General features: G+C 67.8%; 16 protein-coding genes. 4 read left to right on the plus strand and 12 right to left on the minus strand.

Annotation, left to right across the window (positions count from 1 at the left end; genetic code table 11):
• Nucleotides 1–76: 76 nt before the first annotated feature.
• From KBY67_RS00465 to KBY67_RS00485, 5 genes are all read right to left on the minus strand, one after another.
• Entirely contained in the window at nt 77–1,441 is a 1,365-nt protein-coding gene (locus KBY67_RS00465; RefSeq protein ID WP_255107434.1) for a PP2C family protein-serine/threonine phosphatase, read from the minus strand.
• Nucleotides 1,442–1,517: 76 nt separating this feature from the next.
• Nucleotides 1,518–3,032, minus strand: a complete 1,515-nt coding sequence (gene ftsY, locus KBY67_RS00470) for a signal recognition particle-docking protein FtsY (RefSeq protein ID WP_255107436.1) — start codon at nt 3,030–3,032, stop codon at nt 1,518–1,520.
• A gap of 6 nt (nt 3,033–3,038) precedes the next feature.
• Nucleotides 3,039–3,653 (minus strand): transcription antitermination factor NusB, encoded by a 615-nt coding sequence (nusB, locus tag KBY67_RS00475; protein WP_255107438.1) that lies wholly within the window; start codon nt 3,651–3,653, stop codon nt 3,039–3,041.
• Between the two features lie 29 nt (nt 3,654–3,682).
• The gene (locus tag KBY67_RS00480) at nt 3,683–4,435 is read right to left on the minus strand and encodes a DUF502 domain-containing protein (RefSeq protein ID WP_255107441.1); all 753 of its coding nucleotides are present in this window, start codon (nt 4,433–4,435) and stop codon (nt 3,683–3,685) included.
• A gap of 91 nt (nt 4,436–4,526) precedes the next feature.
• The gene (locus tag KBY67_RS00485; protein ID WP_255107443.1) at nt 4,527–5,174 is read right to left on the minus strand and encodes an HpsJ family protein; all 648 of its coding nucleotides are present in this window, start codon (nt 5,172–5,174) and stop codon (nt 4,527–4,529) included.
• 35 nt (nt 5,175–5,209) lie between these two features.
• Here KBY67_RS00485 and queG point away from each other — a divergent pair, with 35 nt between their 5' ends.
• The 3 genes from queG (at nt 5,210) to KBY67_RS00500 (ending at nt 9,676) form a co-directional block, all read left to right on the plus strand.
• Entirely contained in the window at nt 5,210–6,208 is a 999-nt protein-coding gene (gene queG, locus KBY67_RS00490; protein ID WP_399213607.1) for a tRNA epoxyqueuosine(34) reductase QueG, read from the plus strand.
• Between the two features lie 8 nt (nt 6,209–6,216).
• The gene (locus tag KBY67_RS00495) at nt 6,217–7,137 is read left to right on the plus strand and encodes a tetratricopeptide repeat protein (RefSeq protein ID WP_255107445.1); all 921 of its coding nucleotides are present in this window, start codon (nt 6,217–6,219) and stop codon (nt 7,135–7,137) included.
• A 76-nt stretch (nt 7,138–7,213) separates the two neighbouring features.
• The gene (locus tag KBY67_RS00500) at nt 7,214–9,676 is read left to right on the plus strand and encodes a DNA topoisomerase (ATP-hydrolyzing) subunit A (RefSeq protein ID WP_255107448.1); all 2,463 of its coding nucleotides are present in this window, start codon (nt 7,214–7,216) and stop codon (nt 9,674–9,676) included.
• A gap of 73 nt (nt 9,677–9,749) precedes the next feature.
• Here KBY67_RS00500 and purF read toward each other — a convergent pair whose 3' ends face one another.
• From purF to KBY67_RS00535, 7 genes are all read right to left on the minus strand, one after another.
• Complete coding sequence (gene purF, locus KBY67_RS00505; RefSeq protein WP_255107450.1) at nt 9,750–11,195, minus strand: amidophosphoribosyltransferase; 1,446 nt, start codon at nt 11,193–11,195, stop codon at nt 9,750–9,752.
• 76 nt (nt 11,196–11,271) lie between these two features.
• Entirely contained in the window at nt 11,272–13,647 is a 2,376-nt protein-coding gene (purL, locus tag KBY67_RS00510; protein ID WP_255107460.1) for a phosphoribosylformylglycinamidine synthase subunit PurL, read from the minus strand.
• A gap of 64 nt (nt 13,648–13,711) precedes the next feature.
• Nucleotides 13,712–14,482, minus strand: a complete 771-nt coding sequence (locus KBY67_RS00515) for an RNA methyltransferase (RefSeq protein WP_255107462.1) — start codon at nt 14,480–14,482, stop codon at nt 13,712–13,714.
• Nucleotides 14,483–14,486: 4 nt separating this feature from the next.
• Nucleotides 14,487–15,629 carry a DNA polymerase III subunit beta gene (dnaN, locus tag KBY67_RS00520; RefSeq protein ID WP_255107464.1) on the minus strand — a complete coding sequence of 381 codons (1,143 nt, stop codon included), beginning with the start codon at nt 15,627–15,629 and terminating at the stop codon, nt 14,487–14,489.
• Between the two features lie 464 nt (nt 15,630–16,093).
• Complete coding sequence (thrC, locus tag KBY67_RS00525) at nt 16,094–17,152, minus strand: threonine synthase (protein ID WP_255107615.1); 1,059 nt, start codon at nt 17,150–17,152, stop codon at nt 16,094–16,096.
• A gap of 118 nt (nt 17,153–17,270) precedes the next feature.
• On the minus strand, nt 17,271–17,888 hold the full coding sequence (locus tag KBY67_RS00530) for an alpha/beta hydrolase (RefSeq protein WP_255107466.1): 618 nt from the start codon (nt 17,886–17,888) through the stop codon (nt 17,271–17,273).
• A gap of 27 nt (nt 17,889–17,915) precedes the next feature.
• A complete protein-coding gene (locus KBY67_RS00535; protein WP_255107468.1) occupies nt 17,916–19,874 on the minus strand; it encodes an AarF/ABC1/UbiB kinase family protein in 1,959 nt (652 codons plus the stop codon).
• A 76-nt stretch (nt 19,875–19,950) separates the two neighbouring features.
• Here KBY67_RS00535 and recN point away from each other — a divergent pair, with 76 nt between their 5' ends.
• Complete coding sequence (recN, locus tag KBY67_RS00540; RefSeq protein ID WP_255107470.1) at nt 19,951–21,639, plus strand: DNA repair protein RecN; 1,689 nt, start codon at nt 19,951–19,953, stop codon at nt 21,637–21,639.
• Nucleotides 21,640–21,656 lie beyond the last annotated feature (17 nt).

Raw genomic sequence — 21,656 nt, forward strand, 5'->3', positions numbered from 1 at the left:
ACCTTGCCGCGAAGGGTCAGCTTCGCATCCGAGCCTGGGGGATTTTCCTGCCGGGGCGACTTGCGCGGGGCCGCCCTCAGCTGGGCAGGGAGGGGAGCATCACCTCCTCGCGCACCTTCAGCACCACCATCGAGGCATCGTCGCTCAGCTGGCGATCAGCACCCACGAAACGATCGAGCCGCTGGAAGAGGCTATCGAGCACAGCCTGGGCGCCCTTACCGGCACGGCAGGCCTCCCCCAGGTGCCGCTGCAGGCGCTCCTCCTCAAATCGATCACCGCTGAGGCCGAGCGCCTCACTGACCCCATCGGTGTAGTAGAGCACCACATCGCCGGGCTCCAGCACCACCCGCTCACAGCCGTAGTGGGCCTCCGGTTGCAGGCCGATCAGCAGCCCCGGGGCATCGAGCCGCTCCACCCCGTGGCCCTGGTACCGCCAGAGCAGGGGCGGATTGTGGGCGGCGTTGGCATAGCGCAGCAGGCGGCTGCGGGGGTCGAAGTCGGAATAGAAGAGGGTCACGAAGCGGTGAGAATGGGCCAGGTCCTCCTGCGCCAGTTCGTTGAGGTCGTGCAGGATCCGGTCGGGAGCATGGCCGCTGAGCACCTCGGCCCGCAGCATGCCCCGCAGCAGGGTCATCAGCAGACCGGCGGGCACCCCCTTGCCCATCACATCGCCCATCACCAGGGCCCAGCGGGACGTTTCGCGGCGACGACCCGTGAGCCGGGGCCGGGTCGGGATGAAGTCGTAGTAGTCGCCCCCCACCTCGAAGGCCGGGCGGCAGCGGGCGGCCAGCTCCACCCCCTCGATCACCGGGCACTGGTCAGGCAGCAGCTGGGCCTGGATCTCTGCGCCGGTGTTGAGCTGGCGATCGAGGCGCTCATGGCGGCGGCGATCGTCCTGCAGCTGCTCGGTTTCGATCGCCACGCCCGTGAGGTCGGCCACCAGCTGCACGTGGCGGCGGTGGACATCGCTCCAGGCCAGGCCTTCAGCGCTGCCGAAGACGTAGAGGCGTCCGCGGGCCCGGTTGCGGGCCACCACGGAGGTGCCGAACAGCTGCACCTCCCCCAGCAGACGACGCACCTGCAGGTCCAGCTGGGAGACCTCCTCCTCGTCAGCCAGGCCGGCGGGCAGATCCAGCTCCCCCAGCAGCCGCACCAGTTCAGCGCTGCGGGCCACGGGACTGGCCTGGGTGTGCTCCCGCCAGAGGCGACCGTCGGGGTGAAACACCACCAGCAGACCGGCCTCGGCACCCACCAGGCGGGAGGACACCAGGGGAACCAGCTCCAGGAAGCGGTTCAGGTTGGTGAAGCTGCGCAGGGCGAAGCCCAGGGAAGCCAGCAGCTCCTGGTTGCGCCGTTGCTCCCGGCTGAGGCTGTCGAGCAGCTGCCGCAGGGAAGCCGATGCCGTGAGAGCCTGATGGGGCCGGGGCGGTGGCAGGGGCACGCGAGCTGGCGGCCTGCGGCTCGAAACATGCGGCAGCAGGGGCCGAACGGTAGCAGGATTCCCCGCAACCAGCCGCTCAGCTGGAGAGCAGCGCCTCGACGAACTCAAAGCTGTTGAAGGGCCGCAGGTCACGGATGCCCTCGCCGGCGCCGATGAAGCGAATGGGCAGGCCGGCTTCGGAGGCCACCGCCAGGGCGACGCCCCCCCGGGCACTGCCATCGAGCTTGGTGAGCACCACCCCAGTCAGGCCGGCGGCACTGGCGAAGGCCATCGCCTGGCGCAGGCCGTTCTGCCCCTGGCTGGCGTCGAGCACCAGCAGCGATTCCACCGCCGCCTCTGGAGCCAGCTTGTCGATGATGCGCCGCACCTTGCTCAGCTCCTCCATCAGGTTGTGCTTGGTCTGCAGCCGGCCGGCGGTGTCCACCAGCACCAGCTCGGTGCCCTTGGAGCGGGCCGCGCCGATGGCGTCGTACACAACGGCGGCCGGATCGGCATTGGCGCTGGGGTTGGCGATCACCGGCACACCGCTGCGCTCGCCCCAGACGCTGACCTGCTGCACGGCGGCGGCGCGAAAGGTGTCGGCGGCGGCGATCAGGCAGCTGTAGCCGCTGCGCACCGCCAGGTTGGCCAGCTTGCCCAGGGTCGTGGTCTTGCCCACCCCATTCACCCCCACCAGCAGCCAGATGTTGAGTCGATCGCGCCGGGGGGCCAGCAGCGGCTCGCCGCTGGCCGTGATCGGTGTGTCCAGCAGGCCGCGCAGCTGCTCCTTGAGAAAGCGAAGGCCTTCCGCCGGCTCCACCACCTCTTCATTCAGACGCCGGCGCAGGGCTTCGAGCACATGGTCGGTGGCCTGCACGCCCACATCGGCGCGCAGCAGGCTCGTTTCGAGATCGTCGAGCACCTCCGGGGTGAGGGGATCGTCGCCGAGGTTGTCGAGCAGCTGGGTGACCAGGCCGCGGCGAGTCTTCTCCATGCCGCGGCGCAGGCGGCTGAGCCAGTCGATCTCCTCAAGCGACACCTGATCGACGCTCCGACCCTGGGCCGCGAGCACCTCAGCTGACCAGGTGAAATCGGCATCGAAGGAGCCCAGCTGGGGACTGACCTCTTCACCGGGGGGAGCCGTGGGCCGGGCCTGGGGCTCGGGGACCGTGATGGGGGCGACCACGGCCTGCTGCCGCTCGGCCCGGCTGGCCGCGGCCAGCTCCAGCAGGGAGGGGCCAGCGGGGCAGGGCGCCTCCGGCTCTGGAGGCTGCTGTGGGGAAGTCTCCGGCTCTGGAGCAGAAGAGAGTTCCGGTGGAGGCACCTCGGCCACAACGGGTTCCGACGTCGGTTCAGCGCCCTGCTGGCTGCGCTCCTGCTCCGCCTTGAGGCGGGCATAGGCCTGGCGGGCCCAGTCCAGCGCGTCCTGATCCACAGAGGGAGCGGAGGCAGAAGACTGGGCGGCCGGCTGGGGTGCGGGCTCAGCGGCTGGCACGGCCGGAGCGGGGGGATCAGCTGGAGGTTGTGCAAGCGCCTCTGGCGCAGGGGCAGGGGCAGAGTCAGCCGCCGGCTCGCTGCTGGTTGTGCGCCGCCGGAACCAGTCGAAGACCATGGTGGCTCAGGAGACGGAGGTGGTGAGGCGGCGCAGGATGCCGTTGATCATCCGGCGGCCCTGTTCATCGCTGTAGCGATTGGCCAGCTCCACCGCCTCGTTGCAGGCCACCGGAGCGGGGGTTCCAAACGTGTGCAGGTCCACGGCCGCCAAACGCAGGATGTCGCGGTCGATGCGGGGCAAACGGCCAAGGCGCCAGCCCTCCATCACCCCATCAAGCCGGGAATCCAACGCCTCGCGCTCCTGCAGCACGGCGCGGGTGCGGGCGATCGCCCCCTCGCGGATCTCGCCCTGGTCGGCGAGCATCAGCAGCCGCGGCAACTCCAGGCTGGCCGAAAGCCGGTTGAGGGCCTGCTCGGCATGGGTCAGGCCCCGCTGCAGCAGATCCCGCACCCGGGGAATCTGCTCGGCCCCATCGATCAGCTCGCTCTCCAGCAGGTGTTGCTGCGCCTGCTGCAGATCGAGCTCGGAGTTGTCGAGGGCCTCGCGCACGTGCTGGCCCAGGCTGGCGAGGGCCTGCTGCAACAGCGTTTCAAGCGGCAGATCAGCCGGGGGCACGCGGTCATTGACCTGGCCCAGCATCAGCAGGGCCAGTTCTCGGGAGACGGATCGACTCGACATCAGGTGGGGCGAGGGTGGCAGGCCGCGGATCAGGGCTTGTTGGGCGTAACGGAGGAGAAGACGGGAGCGCGCAGCTGGGCCAGCAGGCTGGAAAAACTGCGACTGGCGGGGGTTTCACGCTCATCATCAGGGCTGACGATCCCGGCGGAGATGATCGTGCGGAAGGCATCCTCCACCGAGAGGTCCAGATCGCGGACCGCGGTTTCCGGCACCACGGCGTACCAGCCGGTGGTGGGGTTGGGTGCCGTGGGGATGAACACACTCAGCATCGGCTGATCAAAGCCCCCCTGCATCACATTGCCCAGCACTCCGGTGACGAAACCAAGGGCAAACAGTCCCTTGCGTGGATATTCCACGAGCACCACCCGGCGGAAGCGGGTGGAATTGTCGCGGAACACGGTTTCCAGCAGCTGCTTGAGGGTCTTGTAGACCGAGCCCGCCAGGGGAATGCGCTGGAGAGTTTCCTCGCCGAAATCCAGCAGCCAGCGCCCGACGATGTTGCGGGCCATCAGGCCGATCAGCAGGATTCCCAGCAGGGGAACCAGCAACCCCACCCCCAGGTTGATCAACTCCTGCAGGAGTGGATTGAGGGTATTGAACGGATTGAACTGCTTGGGAATCGAAGTGAGAAAAGCCAGCACGAAGCGGCTCACCGTGGTGGCCAGCCAGATGGTGGTGGCCAGGGGAATGACCACCAGCAGACCGGCGATCAGATCGTTCTTGAGGTCCTGCTGCAGCCGGGCCCCCAACGGTTGATCAGGTCTGGGGCTCGACTGCACCAACGATGGTCTCGGTTGTCCGGTTTTCGGATTGCTCAGAGCAACCTAGCCAGCCGCCCGGGCCGGCAGCAGTTCCAGGCGTAGCTGGGGAAATTCAAAGCAGAGCGGCCAGGGCCAGCAGGGTGAAGGCCACGGCCTGCACCGCGGCCGAACCGGTGCCGGCAAAGCGGCGCTGGTTCACCGCCAGACCCTGGGCCCGCTCCGCTTCCTGGAACTGCTGCTCCATCTGCTGGAGCTGGCGGTCAATGAAGCCGCGGGCGGCCTGCTGTTTCTGCTCTTGGGTGGCCTGGGGAGGCACCTGCCCCGACTGTTCGGCCTGGCGCACCAGCTGCTCCAGCACCTGGGGATTCTGGCTCTGCTGCTTGGCCATCTCCAGCTGGCTGCGCTGGGCGGTGAGGGTCTGCTCGGTCTTGGCGGTCAGCACGCCATCGCCGCTGATGGCCATCGGCACCGACACTGCCAGGCCAATGGCCAGCAGGGCCGCCAGGGCCGCCACCAGCCAGCGCAGGGGGGTGCGGGGATCGGTCTGATCCAGGCGAGAGCCGAACAGGGCCAGCAACAGGCCCACCAAGGCCATCGGCGACTGGGTGATCAAACGCTCAATCACCATCTGGCGGAAGGCCTCCTCCTGCCAGCTCCAGGCGGACACCACCGCCGCCAGTTGCAGCCCCAGCAGCACGACGAGGGTGAGGCCGAGCCAGCGCAGGAGATAGCCAAGACGGCCGGTGGGGGCAAAGGTCACAGCAGGATGGCAATCAAGCAGGAATCACTGTACGGGTGAGTTCAGGCCATCCCCAGCAACCGTTCTCGTCGGCCGGCTCGGAGCGCCGCCTGCAGGAGCTGGCGGCTGCGCTCAAGGACCAGGCCAGGGCCCAGGGATTTGAGCCGGTGGGCCTGGCCGCCCTGCCGGGAGATGAGCGGATGCCCCTGCGCCATGCGGCGCTGGAGCGTTGGCTGGAGGCCGGTCACCAGGCGGGCATGGCCTGGATGGCCGATCCCCGCCGCCGCCAGATCAGCAGCCTGCTGCCGGGTGCGCGCAGCCTGCTGGCAGTGGGCTTGAACTATCACGTGGCCACCAATCGAGCGCCGGGCAGCCTGGCCGTCGCTCGCTATGGCTGGGGCAGGGATTACCACCGGGTGATCGATGGGCGCCTGCGCCGGCTGGGGCGTTGGCTGGAGGAGCAGTGCCCCGGAGTGGGCTGGCGGGCCTGCGTGGACAGCGCCCCCCTGCTGGACAAGGCCTGGGCCGAACAGGCGGGTCTGGGCTGGATCGGCAAGAACGGCAACCTGATCCATCCCCGCCGGGGGTCGTGGATGCTGATCGGCCATTTGCTCACCACCGTCGATCTCCCGGGCGATGCGCCCTCTGAACCTCTCTGCGGCTCCTGCAGCCGCTGCCTCGAAGCCTGCCCCACCGGCGCCATCAGTGAGCCCTTTGTGGTGGATGCCAACCGCTGCCTGGCGTATCACACGATCGAGAATCGAGACGAGACCCTTCCCGCCGCCATGGTGGCGGCCATGGGCCCCTGGGTGGCCGGCTGCGACATCTGCCAGGACGTCTGCCCCTGGAACCGTCAGCCCCTGCCCAGCTCGGAGGATCCAGACCTGCAGCCCAGGGACTGGCTGCTGAACCTGCGGGCCGACGAAGCCCTCAGCTGGAGTGATGCCGATTGGGACGAGCGGCTGCGCGGGTCAGCCCTGCGCCGGATCAAGCCCTGGATGTGGCGGCGCAATCTGCGGTCGGCCCAGTCCAGGACCCCAGAAGCGGCCCCCTAGGCTGAGCCATGGATCGAGACGCTGGCATGGCTGCGCGCTGGTTGAAATGTCTAGCGACGGCTCCCCTGGCCCTGGCCCTGGCGATCGGCCCGGCTGCTTCGGCGCAGGCCCTAGTGCCTTATGTCTTTGTGCCCAAGGGGGAGGAACTGGAGGCGGCGGGCCTGGGCATCGCCCAGGCGGCCACGCGCCTGCTGCGTCTGGGTCAAGCCGATGACGCCGCCCGGCTGGCGGGCCTGACGGTGCAGCTCCTGCCCAACGACCCCCGTGGCTGGGTGCTGCTAGCGGAAGCGCAGCTGCGCAGCAACCAGATCAAGCCCGCCGCTCAGTCCCTGGCGCGCGCCAAGCAGCTCGATCCGCGCAATGCCGGCATCTGGTTCGCGGAGGGCTCCCTGGCCCTGCGGGATGGCCAACCTGGCCAGGCCGTCGGTCTGCTGGAGACCGGACTGAAGTTCGAGGGCAAGAATCCCGGCGCCCACTTCGATCTGGGCAATGCCCACCTGCTACTGAACGATCCCCAGGCGGCCCTGGGGTCGTTTGAGCGGGCCTCGAGTCTGCGCAAGAATTTCTGGGAGGCCATCAACAACCAGGGGCTGGTGCTGTTCGAGCTCGGCCGCAACGACGACGCCATCCGCCGCTGGCGCCGGGCGCTGGAGATCAACCCCAAGGCCGCTGAACCGCTACTCGCCCTGGCGGCGGCGTTGAATGCCCGAGCCGGGGATCAGAACGAAGCCCTGGAGATGGCCAGCCGGGCCCTGGCGACCGAGCCCAACTACGTGCTGGAGGCCTACCAGAAGGAGCAGCTCTGGGGCCCGAAGCTGCGCAGCAGCACCCGCCTGCTACTGGAGAACCCGGCAATCAAGGCCGCCACCGACCGCGCCAATGCCAACGCCACCGGCACGAGCGAAGGGGAAGACCCCGGGGACGAGTGAAGCCAGGCGCTGGATGGGGCCATCCCAGAGAGGATCTGTAGGCTGAGCGCCTTCCGCCCTGGGACCTCAGAACCGGATGGCCGAGGAGCGCATCCAGCCGATTGCCCTGCATCTGGAGATGCAGCGTTCGTACCTCGAGTACGCCATGAGCGTGATCGTGGGCCGCGCCCTGCCGGATGTGCGCGATGGCCTCAAGCCCGTGCAGCGGCGCATCCTGTTCGCGATGCATGAACTGGGGCTGACCCCGGATCGGCCCTACCGCAAATGCGCCCGGGTGGTGGGCGATGTGCTCGGCAAATACCACCCCCATGGCGACCAGGCGGTCTACGACGCCCTGGTGCGCCAGGTGCAGACCTTCGCCAGCCGCCATCCACTGCTGGATGGCCACGGCAACTTCGGCTCGGTCGACGACGACCCACCGGCCGCCATGCGCTACACCGAAACCCGGCTGGCGCCGATCGCCCACCAGGCACTACTGGATGAGATCGGCAACGACACCGTCGATTTCACCTCCAACTTCGATGGCTCCCAGCAGGAGCCCACCGTGCTGCCAGCCCAGCTGCCCTTCCTGCTGCTGAACGGCTGCTCGGGCATCGCCGTTGGCATGGCCACCAGCATTCCCCCCCACAATCTGGGGGAGGTGGTGGAGGCCCTGATCGCCCTGATCCGCAAGCCGGAGCTGGCCGACGACAAGCTGCTGGAACTGGTGCCAGGGCCTGATTTCCCCACCGGCGGCGAGGTGCTGGTGGGCAGCGGTGTACGCGACACCTACTTGCAGGGGCGCGGCAGCATCCCCATGCGCGGCATCGCCCACATCGAGGAGGTGCAGCCTGGCAAGGGCCGGCACCGGCGCAGCGCCGTGGTGGTCACCGAGTTGCCCTATCAACTGAGCAAGGCGGGCTGGATCGAGAAGCTGGCCGACCAGGTGAACGACGGCAAGATCGGCGGCATCGCCGACATCCGCGACGAGAGCGACCGGGAAGGGATGCGGGTGGTGATCGAGCTGCGCCGCGATGCCGAGGCCAGCAAGGTGCTCACCGACCTACAGCGGCGCACCTCCCTGCAGAGCAATTTCGGCGCGATCCTGCTGGCCCTGGTGAACGGCCAGCCCCAGCAGCTCAGCCTGCGCCAGATGCTCAACCACTTCCTGGAGTATCGGGAGCACACCCTCATCCGCCGCACCAGCCATGCCCTGCGGCGTACCGAAGACCGACTGGAGGTGGTCGAGGGCCTGATCCGTGCCCTCGATGCTCTGCCGGAAGTGATCGAACGGATCCAGGCGGCCAGCGACGCCGCCAGTGCCAGGGCCAGCCTGCAGGTGCACTTCGATCTGAGCGAACGCCAGGCCGATGCCGTGCTGGCGATGCCCCTACGGCGGCTCACCAGCCTGGAGCAGGACGGGCTGCGCAAGGAATCGCTGGAATTGATGGAGGAACGGGAGCGCCTGCGCCACCTGCTCGACGATCGTGCGGCCCTGCTCGAGTCGATGGTGGCCGAACTGAAGGCCCTCAAAAAGCGTTACTCCACCCCTCGCCGCACCCGGCTGGTGGCCGGCGGCGACGACCTGGTGGCCCAGCGGGCGGCAGCGGTGCGGCCCAACACCGAACTGCAGCGTCAGCAGGCGCTCGAGGCCCTACCCGGGGATGGACGGCTGCTGATCCAGGCCGATGGGGTCGTGCGGATCGTGACCCCCCAGACGCTGGGGCGACTGCACCTCGATGAAGCGGTTCCGCTGGGGGAGCATCCCTCCCCGGCGCGCCTGATCCTGCCGGTGGCGATGAAACCATCCCTGCTGGCCTTCAGCGCCAGTGGCCGGGTGGCCATGCTGCGCTGGGAATTCGCCGCCCAGCAGCCCGGTTCCCTGGACAAATTCCTGCCCGAAGGCCTGCTGGGCGATCCGATCGTGGAGGTGCTGCCCCTGCCGCAGAACGCAACGGGAACCCTGGGTCTGCTCAGCAGCGACGGCCGCTTCAAACGGCTGCCGGTCGAGGCGTTCAGCGAACTCTCCGGCCGTGCCGCCACCGTGCTGAAACTCAAGGAGGGGGTCAGCCTCACCCGCGTGGTGCCCTGCTGCGACGGCACGAGTCTTGTGGTGGGCAGCAGTTCCGGCCGACTGCTGCGCCTTGATGTGAACGAGACGACCCTGCCGGTGCTGGGGCGAGCCGCCCAGGGCCCGACCCTGCTGCGCCTGCTGCCAGGAGAAGCCATCGTGGGAGCAGCCTGCGTGGCGGATGGAGGAGAGGTGCTGCTCGCCAGCCAGCTGGGATTGATCAAACGGCTGTCGGTGGCCAGCCTGCGGCCGTGCCAACGGGGCGATCTGGGCCAGATCGGTCTGCAGTTTCTCGAGCGCAGGGATCAACTGATCGACCTCCAGCCGTTCCTGGACACCACCATCGCCGTCGTCGTGAGCAACAACCGCAGCCAGCGGCTGGACCCAGCAAGCCTGCCCGCCGGGGACCCACCCGCTGCAGCCTTGGCCCTTGGCCTGGCTGCCGGTGAGAACCTGCGCCAGCTGGTGACTCTGACCACAGCGCTCTGACAACTCAGCACAGAAGGCAACGCAGCTGTGTCGTTTCCTGATGATCAAGGCCTGGTCTTGGGACCAATCCAGATCAGATCGTGCCGGCCAGCTTCTTGGCGGCCAGACCGGTGGGCTCAAGCATCAACTTGCTGGAGCGCACTGAATCGTCCATTTCGATCGGGTAGTTGCCATCGAAGCAGGCGGTGCAGAAGTGGGAGGCGTGGTCGTGGGCGGCTTCGAGCATGCCCTCCTGGCTGAGATAGGCGAGGGAATCCACCTGGAGGTGATCGGTGATCTCCTGGAGGTTGAAGCGCGCAGCGATCAGTTGGTCCTGGTTGTCGGTGTCGATGCCGTAGAAACAGGGGTGGGTGACCGGCGGCGAGCTGATGCGCATGTGCACTTCGGTGGCACCGGCGTCACGCAGGGCCTGCACCAGCTTGCGGCTGGTGGTGCCGCGCACGATCGAATCATCGATCACCAGCACTCGCTTGCCGGAGAGCACATCGGGAAGGGGATTGAGCTTGACGCGGATGCCTGCCTCCCGCATCGCCTGGGTGGGTTGAATGAAGGTGCGGCCCACATAGCGGTTCTTGATCAGTCCATCGGCAAAGGGGATGCCGCTGGCCTTGGAAAAACCGATGGCTGCGGGAATGCCGGAGTCGGGAACACCGATGACGATGTCGGCTTCCACCGCCGTTTCCCGTGCCAGCACCTCACCGATGCGGTGACGATAGCTGTAGAGAGATTCGCCGAAGAAGCGGCTATCGGGCCGGGCGAAGTAGATCATCTCGAAGATGCAGAGCTTGATGGGCTCCTCGCACCAGCGCTGGCGGGCCGGCAGCGGATCCCCGGCGCTGAAACGGATCAGTTCACCGGGGCCCACGTCACCGTCGTAGGCGGCGCCGATGATGTCGAGTCCGCAAGTCTCGCTGCTCACCACCCACTGGCCCTGGTGCTTGTCGCCGATGTGGCCAAAGACCAGAGGCCGCACGCCATGGCCATCGCGCAGGGCGAACAGCCCATCGGGGGTGCCGATCGCCAGGCTGAAGGCCCCGCGGCAGCGGCCGGCCGCATCGCGGATCGCCTCCTCCCAACCCAGCCCCCCATCGACGGCGTGCTGCAGGGCGAAGGCGATCAGCTCGGAATCGGTGGTGGAGGTGAACTGGATCTCACTGGCCTGAACGGACTGGCGCAGATCTTCAACGTTGACGATATTGCCGTTGTGGGCGAGCGCGAACGGGCCGAGCCTGGTCATCAGCACCACCGGCTGGGCGTTGCAGACGCGGCTGCTGCCGGTGGTGGAATAGCGGTTGTGGCCCACGGCCAGATCACCGGGCATGCGATCCAGCACGTCCTGATCGAAGACCTGGCTCACTAGGCCCATGTCCTTGTGCAGGCGCACCTTGTCGCCGTTGAACACGGCGATGCCAGCCGACTCCTGACCCCGGTGCTGCAGGGCGTAGAGGCCGAAGTAGGTGAGGTTGGCCACCTCCTGGCCAGGGGCATACACGGCGAAGACCCCACAGGCCTCTTCCATCCGGTCGGGCCGTTCCGGCGTGGGGTGCGCGCTTGCCACAGGCCCGTTCACCTTTCTTTTACCTTTGCATTGTGCCTCAGCCGGCTGCGGCCAGTCGTCGCGGCAGTGCATTCTCGTAGCTCGCCCGCAGCTCCTCCACCCCCACGGCCAGCAGAACGGCACCAGAGTGCTCAACGCTCAGGGCTGAGCCGGCCTCAGCCACCCGGCCGATCGGCGTGGCCAGCGGCTCGGATTCCAGAGTCGGCTGAGCCGCCAGCAGCTGCCGCCAGGTCTGCTCCTGATCAGGACTGAGCGACACAAGCACCCTGGCGCCCCCTTCGGCGAAGAGCAGGCGGTCGAGACGACCCGCAGCAGCGCCAAGCTCAAGGACAGCGCCGAGGCCGGAGGCGATGCAACACTCGGCGGCCGACACCGCCAGGCCCCCATCGCTGAGATCGTGGGCGGAGGCCACCAGGCCCGCCGTGATCGCCTGGCGCAGCAGGCTTTGCACCACCCGCTCCAGCTTCAGGTCGGTGAGCGGAGGCCGGCCCGTGGCCAGGCCATGGACGCTCTCCAGGTAGCTGGAGGCCGCCAGGGCCAGGCGGTCATCGCCGTCGCTGGCGGCCACGGGCACCCCCAACAGCCAGATCTGATCGCCTGGGGCCCGCCAGCCCAGGCCGGTGACGTGATCGAGGTCGTGCACGAGGCCCACCATCCCCACCACCGGGGTGGGGTGAATCGGCTGCAGGCTGCCATCGGGCCGCCGGGTTTCGTTGTACAGGGAGACGTTGCCGCCGGTGACGGGGGTCTCCAGGGCCAGGCAGGCCTGCGAGATGCCGCGGCAAGCCATGGCCAGCTGCCAATAGCCGGTGGGGGTTTCCGGGGAGGGGAAGTTGAGGTTGTCGGTGACCGCCAGGGGTTCAGCCCCGACACAGCTGAGGTTGCGGGCGGCTTCGGCCACCGCCGCCAGCGCGCCCCGCTCGGGATCCAGGGCCACCCAGCGGTTGGGGCAGTCGACGGTGGCGGCCACCCCGCGGCTGGTGGCCTCCATAGCGCCCTGACCCCGCTGGGGCCGCAGACGCACCACGGCCGCATCGGCGCCACCGGGGGGCATCACCGTGTTGGCCTGCACCTGGTGGTCGTACTGGCGATAGACCCAGCGCTTGCTGGCGATGGTGGGGTCATCGAGCAGGTGCAGCAGCACGGCGCCCCAAGTCAGCGGCTGGCCGTCCAGGGGACCGGCCGCGGGCGTGATGCCGCGCGCGCCGGCAGCGGGCAGTTCGGCCTCGCTCCAGCGCCAGTGGGCCTGGATGGCGGCCGGCGGCTCGCTGATCAGTTCGTGGTGGTTGATCGGGGTGTCATCGGCGAGGGCGCTGGCGGGCACTTCCGCTGCCACCGCACCGCCCTGCATCACCCGCACCACGTTGTCGGCCAGCACGCGACCCACCACGGCGGCCTGCAGACCCCAACGGCGGAAGCGGGCCATCAGGACCTCCTCGCAACCTGGCCTGACCACGAACAGCATCCGTTCCTGCGATTCGCTGAGCAGGAACTCGTAGGCGCTCATGCCGCTCTCCCGGGCGGGAACCCGGTCAAGATCCAGCTCAATGCCCAGACCCCCCTTGGCAGCCATCTCCGAGCAGCTGCAGGTGAGGCCAGCGGCCCCCATATCCTGGGCAGCGAGCACATCGCCACTCTGGAACGCTTCGAGGCAGGCCTCGATCAACCCCTTCTCCAGGAAGGGGTCGCCCACCTGCACCGCCGGGCGGTCATCGAGTGATGCCTCACTAAGCTCGGCCGAGGCAAAGCTGGCGCCGCCCATGCCGTCGCGGCCGGTGGTGCTGCCGACGTACACCACCGGATTGCCGACCCCCACGGCCCCGGAGCAGACGATCTCCTCGGTTTCCATCAGCCCCAGGGCCATGGCGTTCACCAGCGGATTGCCGGAGTAGCTGGGATCAAAGGCCACCTCGCCGCCCACGGTGGGCACGCCCACGCAGTTGCCGTAGTGGGCGATTCCGGCCACCACCCCCTCCATCAGACCCACATTGCGCTCGTCATCGAGGGGGCCGAAGCGCAGGGCATTGAGCAGGGCGATCGGCCGGGCCCCCATGGTGAAGATGTCGCGCAGGATGCCGCCCACGCCGGTGGCCGCCCCCTGAAACGGCTCCACCGCCGAGGGGTGGTTGTGGCTCTCGATTTTGAAAGCGAGCCGCTGGCCCTCGCCCAGGTCCACCACACCGGCGTTCTCGCCGGGGCCCACCAAGATGCGCGGCCCACTGGTGGGGAAACCCTGGAGCAGTGGCCTGGAGTTGCGGTAGCAGCAGTGCTCCGACCACATCACCCCGAACATGCCCAGTTCGGCGCGGTTGGGATCCCGGCCCAGCCGGCGGCAGATCTCGTCGTAGTCGGCCTGGCTGAGGCCCTCCTGGCGCAGGGCCTCAGCGACCGGGAAGGAGGGTATGGCAACCACAGCGGGGACTCAGCAGGGCTCCAGTGTGGCCGAGCCCGGGGCCCAGGCCCGCCGCCGCGGGAGTTCAGATCCAGGGATCCTCCGGTTCGGGCGGATCACCATCAAGGGGCTGAGGGCGCCTTGGCTCCGGCCGGCGTCGGGGCGCGGCCGAATCCTGCCGCAGGGGCTCGCCCCAGGCCTCCGGGTCATCCCAGTCCTCGCGTGCGTCGAGGGGTTCTGGCTCCTGCCAGGGGGGCTCCTCCAGCCAGCCCTCCAGCCGCTCCTCGAAGCGTCCGCCCACCTCATCGAACTGCTCCTTCCAGCGGCGGGAGCGCCGCAGCAACTCCTGGCGCACGCTGGCGCGGGCCAGAGGAAGATCATCGAGGCCCTGCAGGGCCGTCATCACCTGACCGGGCTGCTGATCGAAGATTCGCTCGGGGGAGAGCAGCCATCGGCTGCTGCCGGGCAGGCGCGGATCGCTACGGGCCACCAGATAACTGACGATGCGGCCGCTGCGCATGTCCACATTGGCGTCAGCGATCACCCCCAGCAGTTGGCTGTCGCCCCCGAGCAGAGCTGCGTCGAAGAGGGTGGGCAAGCGCTCCAGGGTGGCGGGGTCGGTGTCAGCGGGTTCCCCCTGCACCAGAGCCTCCTGGTCACTGAGGCCGCGCAGTTGGTTGAGCCGCCACACCAGGCGGCGACTGCCGAAGGCGGAAGGCTTACTCACCCAGCCCAGCAGGCGGTGCACCGGCGGATGCATCCAGCCCTGCAGACCGGCGCCATGGTCGATCCCCTGGTGGCAGCGCACCCGGCGGCGCAACAGGTCGCTGAGCAGCAGTTGCTCGGGCAGGCTCACGGCCTCAGCTGCGGATCTGAACGGGCATCACCAGGTAGGTGAAGCTGGGATCCTGCGCGGAGGTGAGCACCGCCGGGGTGGTGGGGGCATTGCAGCGCAGCTCCACCCGCTCAGGTGTCATCGCCTTGAGCCCATCAAGCACATAACGCACGTTGAAGGCGATTTCGATCGGTTCACCGCTGATCACCGCCGGCAGGTCTTCGGAGCCGCTGCCCACGTCCTGGGCGTCGGCACTGATGTGCAGCTGACCACTGGCGGGATCACTGCTGAGCTTGACGACGTTGTTGTGTTGGTCGGCCAGCACCGCCACCCGCTCAAGCGCCTGGATGAAGCCCCGGCGATCCAGCTCCAGGGTGCGACTGAAGCGCTCGGGAATCAGCTGGCGGTAGTTGGGGTAGGTGCCATCGAGGCTGCGGCTGGTGAGCACCTGGTCAGCCCAGAGAAACACCACCTGTCCCCGGTCGCAGTACAGGCTGACCGGATCATCACTGCTGCAGGCGGAGAGCAGCCGCTCCAGCTCCCGCAGGGAGCGGGCCGGCACGGTCACAGCGAAGGGCTCGCTGCCGTCTTCAGCGCCGGAGAAGGCCTTCTCCAGACGCAGCACCGAGAGGCGGTGCCCATCGGTGGCGGCGCACTCCAGATGCTGATCCGCCAGGCCCAGGTGCACCCCGGTGAGCAACTGCTTGGCCTCATCGCCGCTACTGGCAAACAGCGTGGCCCGCAGCCCCTTCACCAGAGCCTCCGGTTGCAAGCGCAGGGGCGTTCCGGTCTGAACGAGGGGCAGATCGGGAAAGTCCTCAGCGGAGAGCCCGCGCATCTGATAACTGCCAGAGCGGCTGTTGAGTTCCACCTGTTCCTGGCCTTCCTCACAGCTGAGGCTGATCGGGCTGTCGCTGGAGAGCCGGGAAACGATTTCACCGAAGAGTCGAGACGGCAGTGTGATCGTGCCACTGCTCTCGACGGAAGCGCTGAGGCTGGTCTGAATGCCGAGGCTGAGGTCGAAACCGGTGAGGCTGAGCCGGCCGGTGCCGGCATCGGCGGTGAGCAGCACGTTGGCCAGCACCGGATGGGTGGGGCGTGAGGCCACGGCACGGCTGACCAGCTGAAGGCTGGCGCTCAGTTCCGCCTGAGAGCAGACCAGCTTCATCGCGACATGACTCCAGAGAGGACAACCCCGCCAAGGGCTCCACCACGCTTCCACACCACTGCCCGAAGCGCAACGAGAGCCCGTCTGCTCGAACCGCTTTCCCCCGGCCTTTTCCCCAATCCTGTTACTGGTTTTGGATTAATTGAAAAGAAAACAAATCCAATCCGTAGTCGTAGGGGCTGGGGAAAAGGTGGAAAAGCCCACCGCCTCAGTGTTGGACTGAAGTTCTTGCGATCAGGACTGCGGAATTCTCCAGAGAAAAATCACCGAAATCAGGGTTTTCCACTCTTTCCCGGATCTGGGGAAAACGTCAGCGTTTCAGGGGCGCACGCTTGGCCCCGGTTCTCCCCGCCTTGAGGCGACTTTTCCTGTGGACGCTTTGGCCAGTGACACCGCAACAAAAAGCCCCATGCCGGAACTTCCGGCATGGGGCTGGGTAGATGGTTGGGGTCAGCTGTCCTGGCTCAGAAGCCCATCACCTTGGCCACCACATCCACTTCGGGGGCGAGGCCGGCATGGAAGGCCCCGTCGCAGTTGTCGATGGCCGTGTTGGGATCCTTCAGGCCGTTTCCCGTGAGCACACACACCACCGTGGCGCCAGTGGGCACCTGCTCCGCCTGCTGCAGCAGACCCGCCACCGAGGCGGCACTGGCCGGTTCACAGAACACCCCTTCCTCCCGGCCCAGCAGCTGGTAAGCCTCGAGGATGTCCTGGTCGGTGACGGCGTGGAAGCTACCGCCGCTCTGCTCACGCACGGCAAGGGCCTTCTCGCGGTTGGCGGGATTGCCGATGCGGATCGCTGTGGCGATGGTGTCCGGTTGCTCCACCGTGTGACCCACCACCAACGGAGCGGATCCACTGGCCTGGAAGCCCATCATTCGGGGCAGCCTCCGGCTGTGGCCGGCCTGCCGGTACTCCTGGAAGCCCATCCAGTAGGCACTGATGTTGCCGGCGTTGCCCATGGGGATGCAGAGCCAGTCGGGGGCGTCACCGAGGGCATCGACCACCTCGAAGGCGGCGGTCTTCTGTCCCTGTAGGCGGTAGGGGTTGAGCGAATTCACCAGGGTCACCGGATAGTTGTCGGCCACCTCGCGCACGATCGCCAGGGCCCGATCGAAGTTCCCCTTCACCGCCAGCACTTCAGCCCCATACACCAGAGCCTGGGCCAGCTTGCCCTGGGCCACATACCCGTCAGGGATCAGCACGAAGGCGCGCATGCCGCCGCGGCGGGCATAGGCGGCGGCCGCGGCGCTGGTGTTGCCGGTGCTGGCGCAGATCACCGCCTCGGCGCCAGCTTCCTTCGCCTTGCTCACCGCCATCGTCATCCCCCGGTCTTTGAAGCTGCCGGTGGGGTTCAAGCCGTCGTATTTGAGGAATACCTTGATGCCGCGGCCCAGCCGCGACGACACCGCCGGCGCCGGGATCAGGGGGGTGGCCCCTTCGCGCAGGGTGATCACCGGCGTGGAGTCGCTCACCGGCAACCAGCGCCGGTAGGCCTCGATCAACCCCGGCCAGTCCTGCATCGTGGGCTGCTGGCCCAGTCGCCGAAGAGCTGAAAGCAGGGGCACGTCGGCAGGAGGTCAGGCTGAAGCGAATCTACGCGGCCGGTTCCTGGATGCCTCCGGGCGTTGGTTTGCCGGCTCAGGGGGTGGGCACTGGTGTGGCCGTGGGCTGATCGCCGCTGCCGGGTTTGGCGGTTCCATCGCCGCGCAGGCCGTCGAGCGGCGATTCCGAGAAGAAGCGCACCAAATCGGAAATCGAGCTCGCTTTGCTGATCACCCCCAGCAGGGCGGGAATGTTCACGGCCAGCTCCGGAGACGGATAGGCCTGCAGGAAGCCGGTGGCGCTGAGGCTGCCGTTGCCATTGGCCAGACCCGTGATCAGGGCGCCGCGGATGGCTTGGACCCCTTTCTGGGGTGCTCGCAAGGGGGAGAAGATTGTTGCCAGCCGCTGCAGCAGGGCTTCGCCGATCCGCGTCGAGAGCAGTCGGCTGGTGAGCACCAACGGCAGCGAGAGTTGCTGGTTGAGCAGCTTGGACACCGTGGCCGGATCCTGATTGCTGAAGCGCATCACATCGCCCAGCAGCCCGCGGGCCTCCCCTGTCTGGGCCAGGTGCTCCAGGTCGGCGACCGGAATCGAGCGGCGGAAGGCGCCACTCACGAACACCACCTGCTGGGCAGCCTGCGCGTGCAGTCCTGGGGTTGCGGCACTCAGGGAAAGCCCCAGCAGGACGGCCAGGAGTTTGGGCGAACGGGCCAAGAGCTGCAGCCTGGTGGTTGATCGACTCTAAGAGCTGCCGGTGGCGCTGAGAACAGCGCTCTGCCGCAGCTCGGGAGCCACCAGGACATCTCGCAGCAGGCGCACCACGCTGCGCTCTGCCAGACCTTGGGCCAGCTGCACGCCCATGCGGCGCAGATCCGGTTCCCCCAGCAGCCGGGGCAGGCGGCGCAGCAACAGCTGGGGCTCGAAGCCGGGCAGTTCCCTCAGGATCGTCAGCAGTTGCTGCACCGGCTCCAGGCTGAGCAGGGCCTCCTCTGGGCTCTCCAGCCGGGGGCTGCGCAGTCCCGGCGGTTGCAGGCGGCGCGGCAGGCGGCTGCCCAGGCGGCGGAAGGCCTGCCAGCCGATCGCATCCACCCGATCCACCACGGCATCGACGAGCTGCTGGCGCAGCAGGCCGCCCTTGGGGGAGAAGAGAAAGTCGATCACCTGATCCAGCAGGCCCTCCAGGTCCAGCTGGTCCTGCAGGGAGGCGCTGCTGACCAGGTCCTCCAGCCGCTGCCAGCGGAAGTCCTCTCCGTCGAAGAGCATTTCGCGCAGGCTGCTGCGCAGGGCCGGATCCGGGTCCTCCATCAGCCGGCGGGCGAAGTAGGGGTAGGCGGCGCCGAGGATCTTGAAGTCGGGGTCCACGCTCAGGGCGATGCCCTCCAGCGTCACTAGGGAGCGGATGATCAGGGCGTAGTAGGGCGGCACCTGGAAGGGGAAGCGGTACATCACTCCGGAGAGGTCATCGGTGACGGCCTTGAAATCCATGCGGCTGACGCCCATCTCCAGAGCCTGGCCGAAGACGCTCTCGAAGGCCGGAACGATTGGCTCGAGATTCACCTCTTCACCAAGGAACCCCAGGCTCACAAAATCGCGCGAGAGCGAACTGAAGTTGCGGTTCACCAGATGCACAACGGCCTGAATCAGGCCTGTTCTCGACTCACGGCTCACCTCGCTCATCATGCCGAAATCGAGATAGGCCAGCCGGCCATCGGGCAGGGCCAGCAGGTTGCCGGGGTGAGGATCCGCATGGAAAAAACCATGCTCCAGCAATTGCTGCAGGCTGCAGTTCACTCCGATCTGCACCATCTCATCGGGGTTGATCCCCAGCGAGCGCACCGCCTCCAGGTTGGTGAGCTTCACCCCATCGATCCACTCCATCGTCAGCACCCGCCGGCTGGTGACCTCGCGGTAGATGCGCGGCACGGCGATGCGGGGATTGTGCTGATGCAGCCGCGCGAAGTGCTCGGCGTTGCTGGCTTCGTTGAGGTAGTCCATCTCCTCGAAGACCCGCTTGCCCAGCTCATCGATCAGGGCTACCAGATCACTGCGGATCAGGCGCACGTTTCTGTTCAGCCAGGCGGCGATCTGACGCACGATGTAGAGATCGAGGGTGATCTGCTCGCGCAGTCCCGGCCGCTGCACCTTCACCGCCACGGCCTCGCCGCTGAGCAGCACCCCCCGGTGCACCTGGCCCAGGGAGGCCGCTGAGATGGGCTCCCGATCCAGTTGCTGGAACAGGCTGTTCACCGGGGCGCCGAGGTCTTCCTCAATGCAGGCCATTGCCAAGGAACTCTCGAAGCCCGGCAGCTGATCCTGCAGCTGGGCCAGTTGCTCCAGCAGCACCGGCGGGATGATGTCCGGCCGAGTGGAGAGGGCCTGGCCCGCCTTGATGAAAGCGGGGCCCAGGGCCGCCAGCAGCTCGGCGCATTCCCGTGCCCTTGCCCGTGCACGTTCTTCGTTGTTGAGCGCTCCGAAAAATCTGTCGACCGCCACACCGATCAGAAACAGGCTGATGGGCACAAGGGTCTGCCAGAGTCGCCGCAGCAGGCGCTGGGGGTGGCCGGCGTAGATCCGTGAGATCGTCTGCGGGTCGTAGCTGAGCAGGCCCGCGGCTTCGATGAAGTCGCTGAGTTCCTCGGGGCTGCTGCTCTGCTCACCGATGCTGTCTCCGGTGATCGTGTCCTGATCCGAGCGGACCATCAAGGAGCAGTTCGACTGTTTCTCTTCTAAACGAAAGCGACCGCCGCTACGGTCTGGGCAACCACCGGAGGCCGGCGTGCTCACGGGTCTGCGCCTGGAGAACATCGCCCTGATCGATGCTCTGGATCTCAGTTTCAGGCCTGGGTTCACCGTTCTCACTGGCGAGACCGGTGCGGGTAAATCGCTCCTCCTCGATGCCCTCGATGCGCTGCTGGGTGGTGCCCAGGGCAGTGAGGGCCTACGGCTGCTGCGCCCGGGTTGTGGGCGGGCGCGCATCGAAGCCGGTTTCTCCTGCTCGGAGCCGCTGCGGGCCTGGCTGATGGAGCAGGAACTCGCCCCCGAAGAGTCCGAGCTGGTCATCAGCCGGGAGTGGCGCCAGCAGGAGGAACGCATCAGCAGCCGCAGCCGCGTCAATGGGGTGATCGTCAACCGCAGCCAGTTGCTGGAGCTGCGCCCCCTGCTGCTCGAGCTCACTGTTCAGGGGCAGACCCAGCAGCTGGCGCGCCCAGGGCAGCAGCGCCGCTGGTTGGATCGCTTCGGCGGGGAGCCGATCGCTGTGGCCCTGGTGGCGGCCCGCTCGGCGGTGCGGGCCTGGAAAGTCGCCGCCGCGGCCCTGAACACCGCCAGGGCCGAGCAGCAGCGCCAGCAGCTCGATCGGCAGCAGCGGCTGCAGTTGTTGGACGACCTGGAGGCGGCTCAGCTCAACGACCCCCACGAACGCCAGCGTCTGCAGGGGGAGCAGGACCGACTGGCCCACGCCGTGCGCCTGCAGGAGGGGGTCACAACAGTGGGCGGACGGCTGGTGGAGGGCCTGGAGGGAGCCCCTTCGGTGCTCGACCACCTCGCTGCCATCGAGCAGGAGCTGCAGCAGCTGCAGGGCTTCGATGCGGGCCTGCAACCCTGGCTGGAGCGGTGCAGCGAGGCGGCCCAACTGTTGCAGGAGCTGGCCTCAGGCCTCGATCGTTATGGCGCCGGCCTGGAGAGCGATCCTGAAACGCTTTCTGCTCTGCAGGAGCGCATGGCGCAGCTCAAGGCCCTGGAGCGGCGCCATGGCCAGGAGCTGGTTGCCCTGATCAGCCTGCGGGATGATCTCCGCCGCCAGTGCGATGCCACTGGGGTGGAGGCTTCGCTGCGGCAGCTGGAGCAGCAGGAGCAGGTCAGCCGCCTCAGGCGCGATCAGATCTGCTCAGAGCTCAGCCAGCGCCGCCGGGTCGCCGCCACGGCCCTGGAGCGAGAGCTGATGGACACCCTGCGGCCGCTGGGGTTGGCCCAGGTGCGCTTCAAGATCTCGATCGAGCCGGCCCCGCCCGCAGAGGAGGGGGCCGATGCCATCGGTTTCCTGTTCTCGGCCAACCCCGGCCAGCCCATCGCCCCCCTGCAGGAGGTGGCCAGCGGCGGCGAGATGAGCCGCTTCCTGCTGGCCCTGAAAACCTGTCTGGCGGCGGCCGATCCCCAGGTCACCCTGCTCTTCGACGAAATCGACAGTGGCGTGAGTGGCCGGGTCAGCGGGGCCATCGCCGCTCTGCTTCGCCGCCTGGCTGAGCAGCGTCAGGTGTTCTGCGTCACCCATCAGCCGCTGGTGGCCGCCATGGCCCAGCACCACTTCCGCGTCAGCAAGCAGGTGGAGGCGGGACTTACTCGCACGGGGGTGACGGCCCTGCTGGAGAGCGGCGAGCGGGAGCGGGAACTGGCTGAGCTGGCCGGCGGGGATTCGGGGGAAACCCTCAGCTATGTGGCCAGCCTGCTCCAGCAGGGCACCACCTGAGCCGCAGCTGCAGCCCG

Origin of the sequence: Synechococcus sp. RedBA-s, from assembly GCF_024345495.1 — a bacterium.
Lineage (GTDB): Bacteria > Cyanobacteriota > Cyanobacteriia > PCC-6307 > Cyanobiaceae > Regnicoccus_A.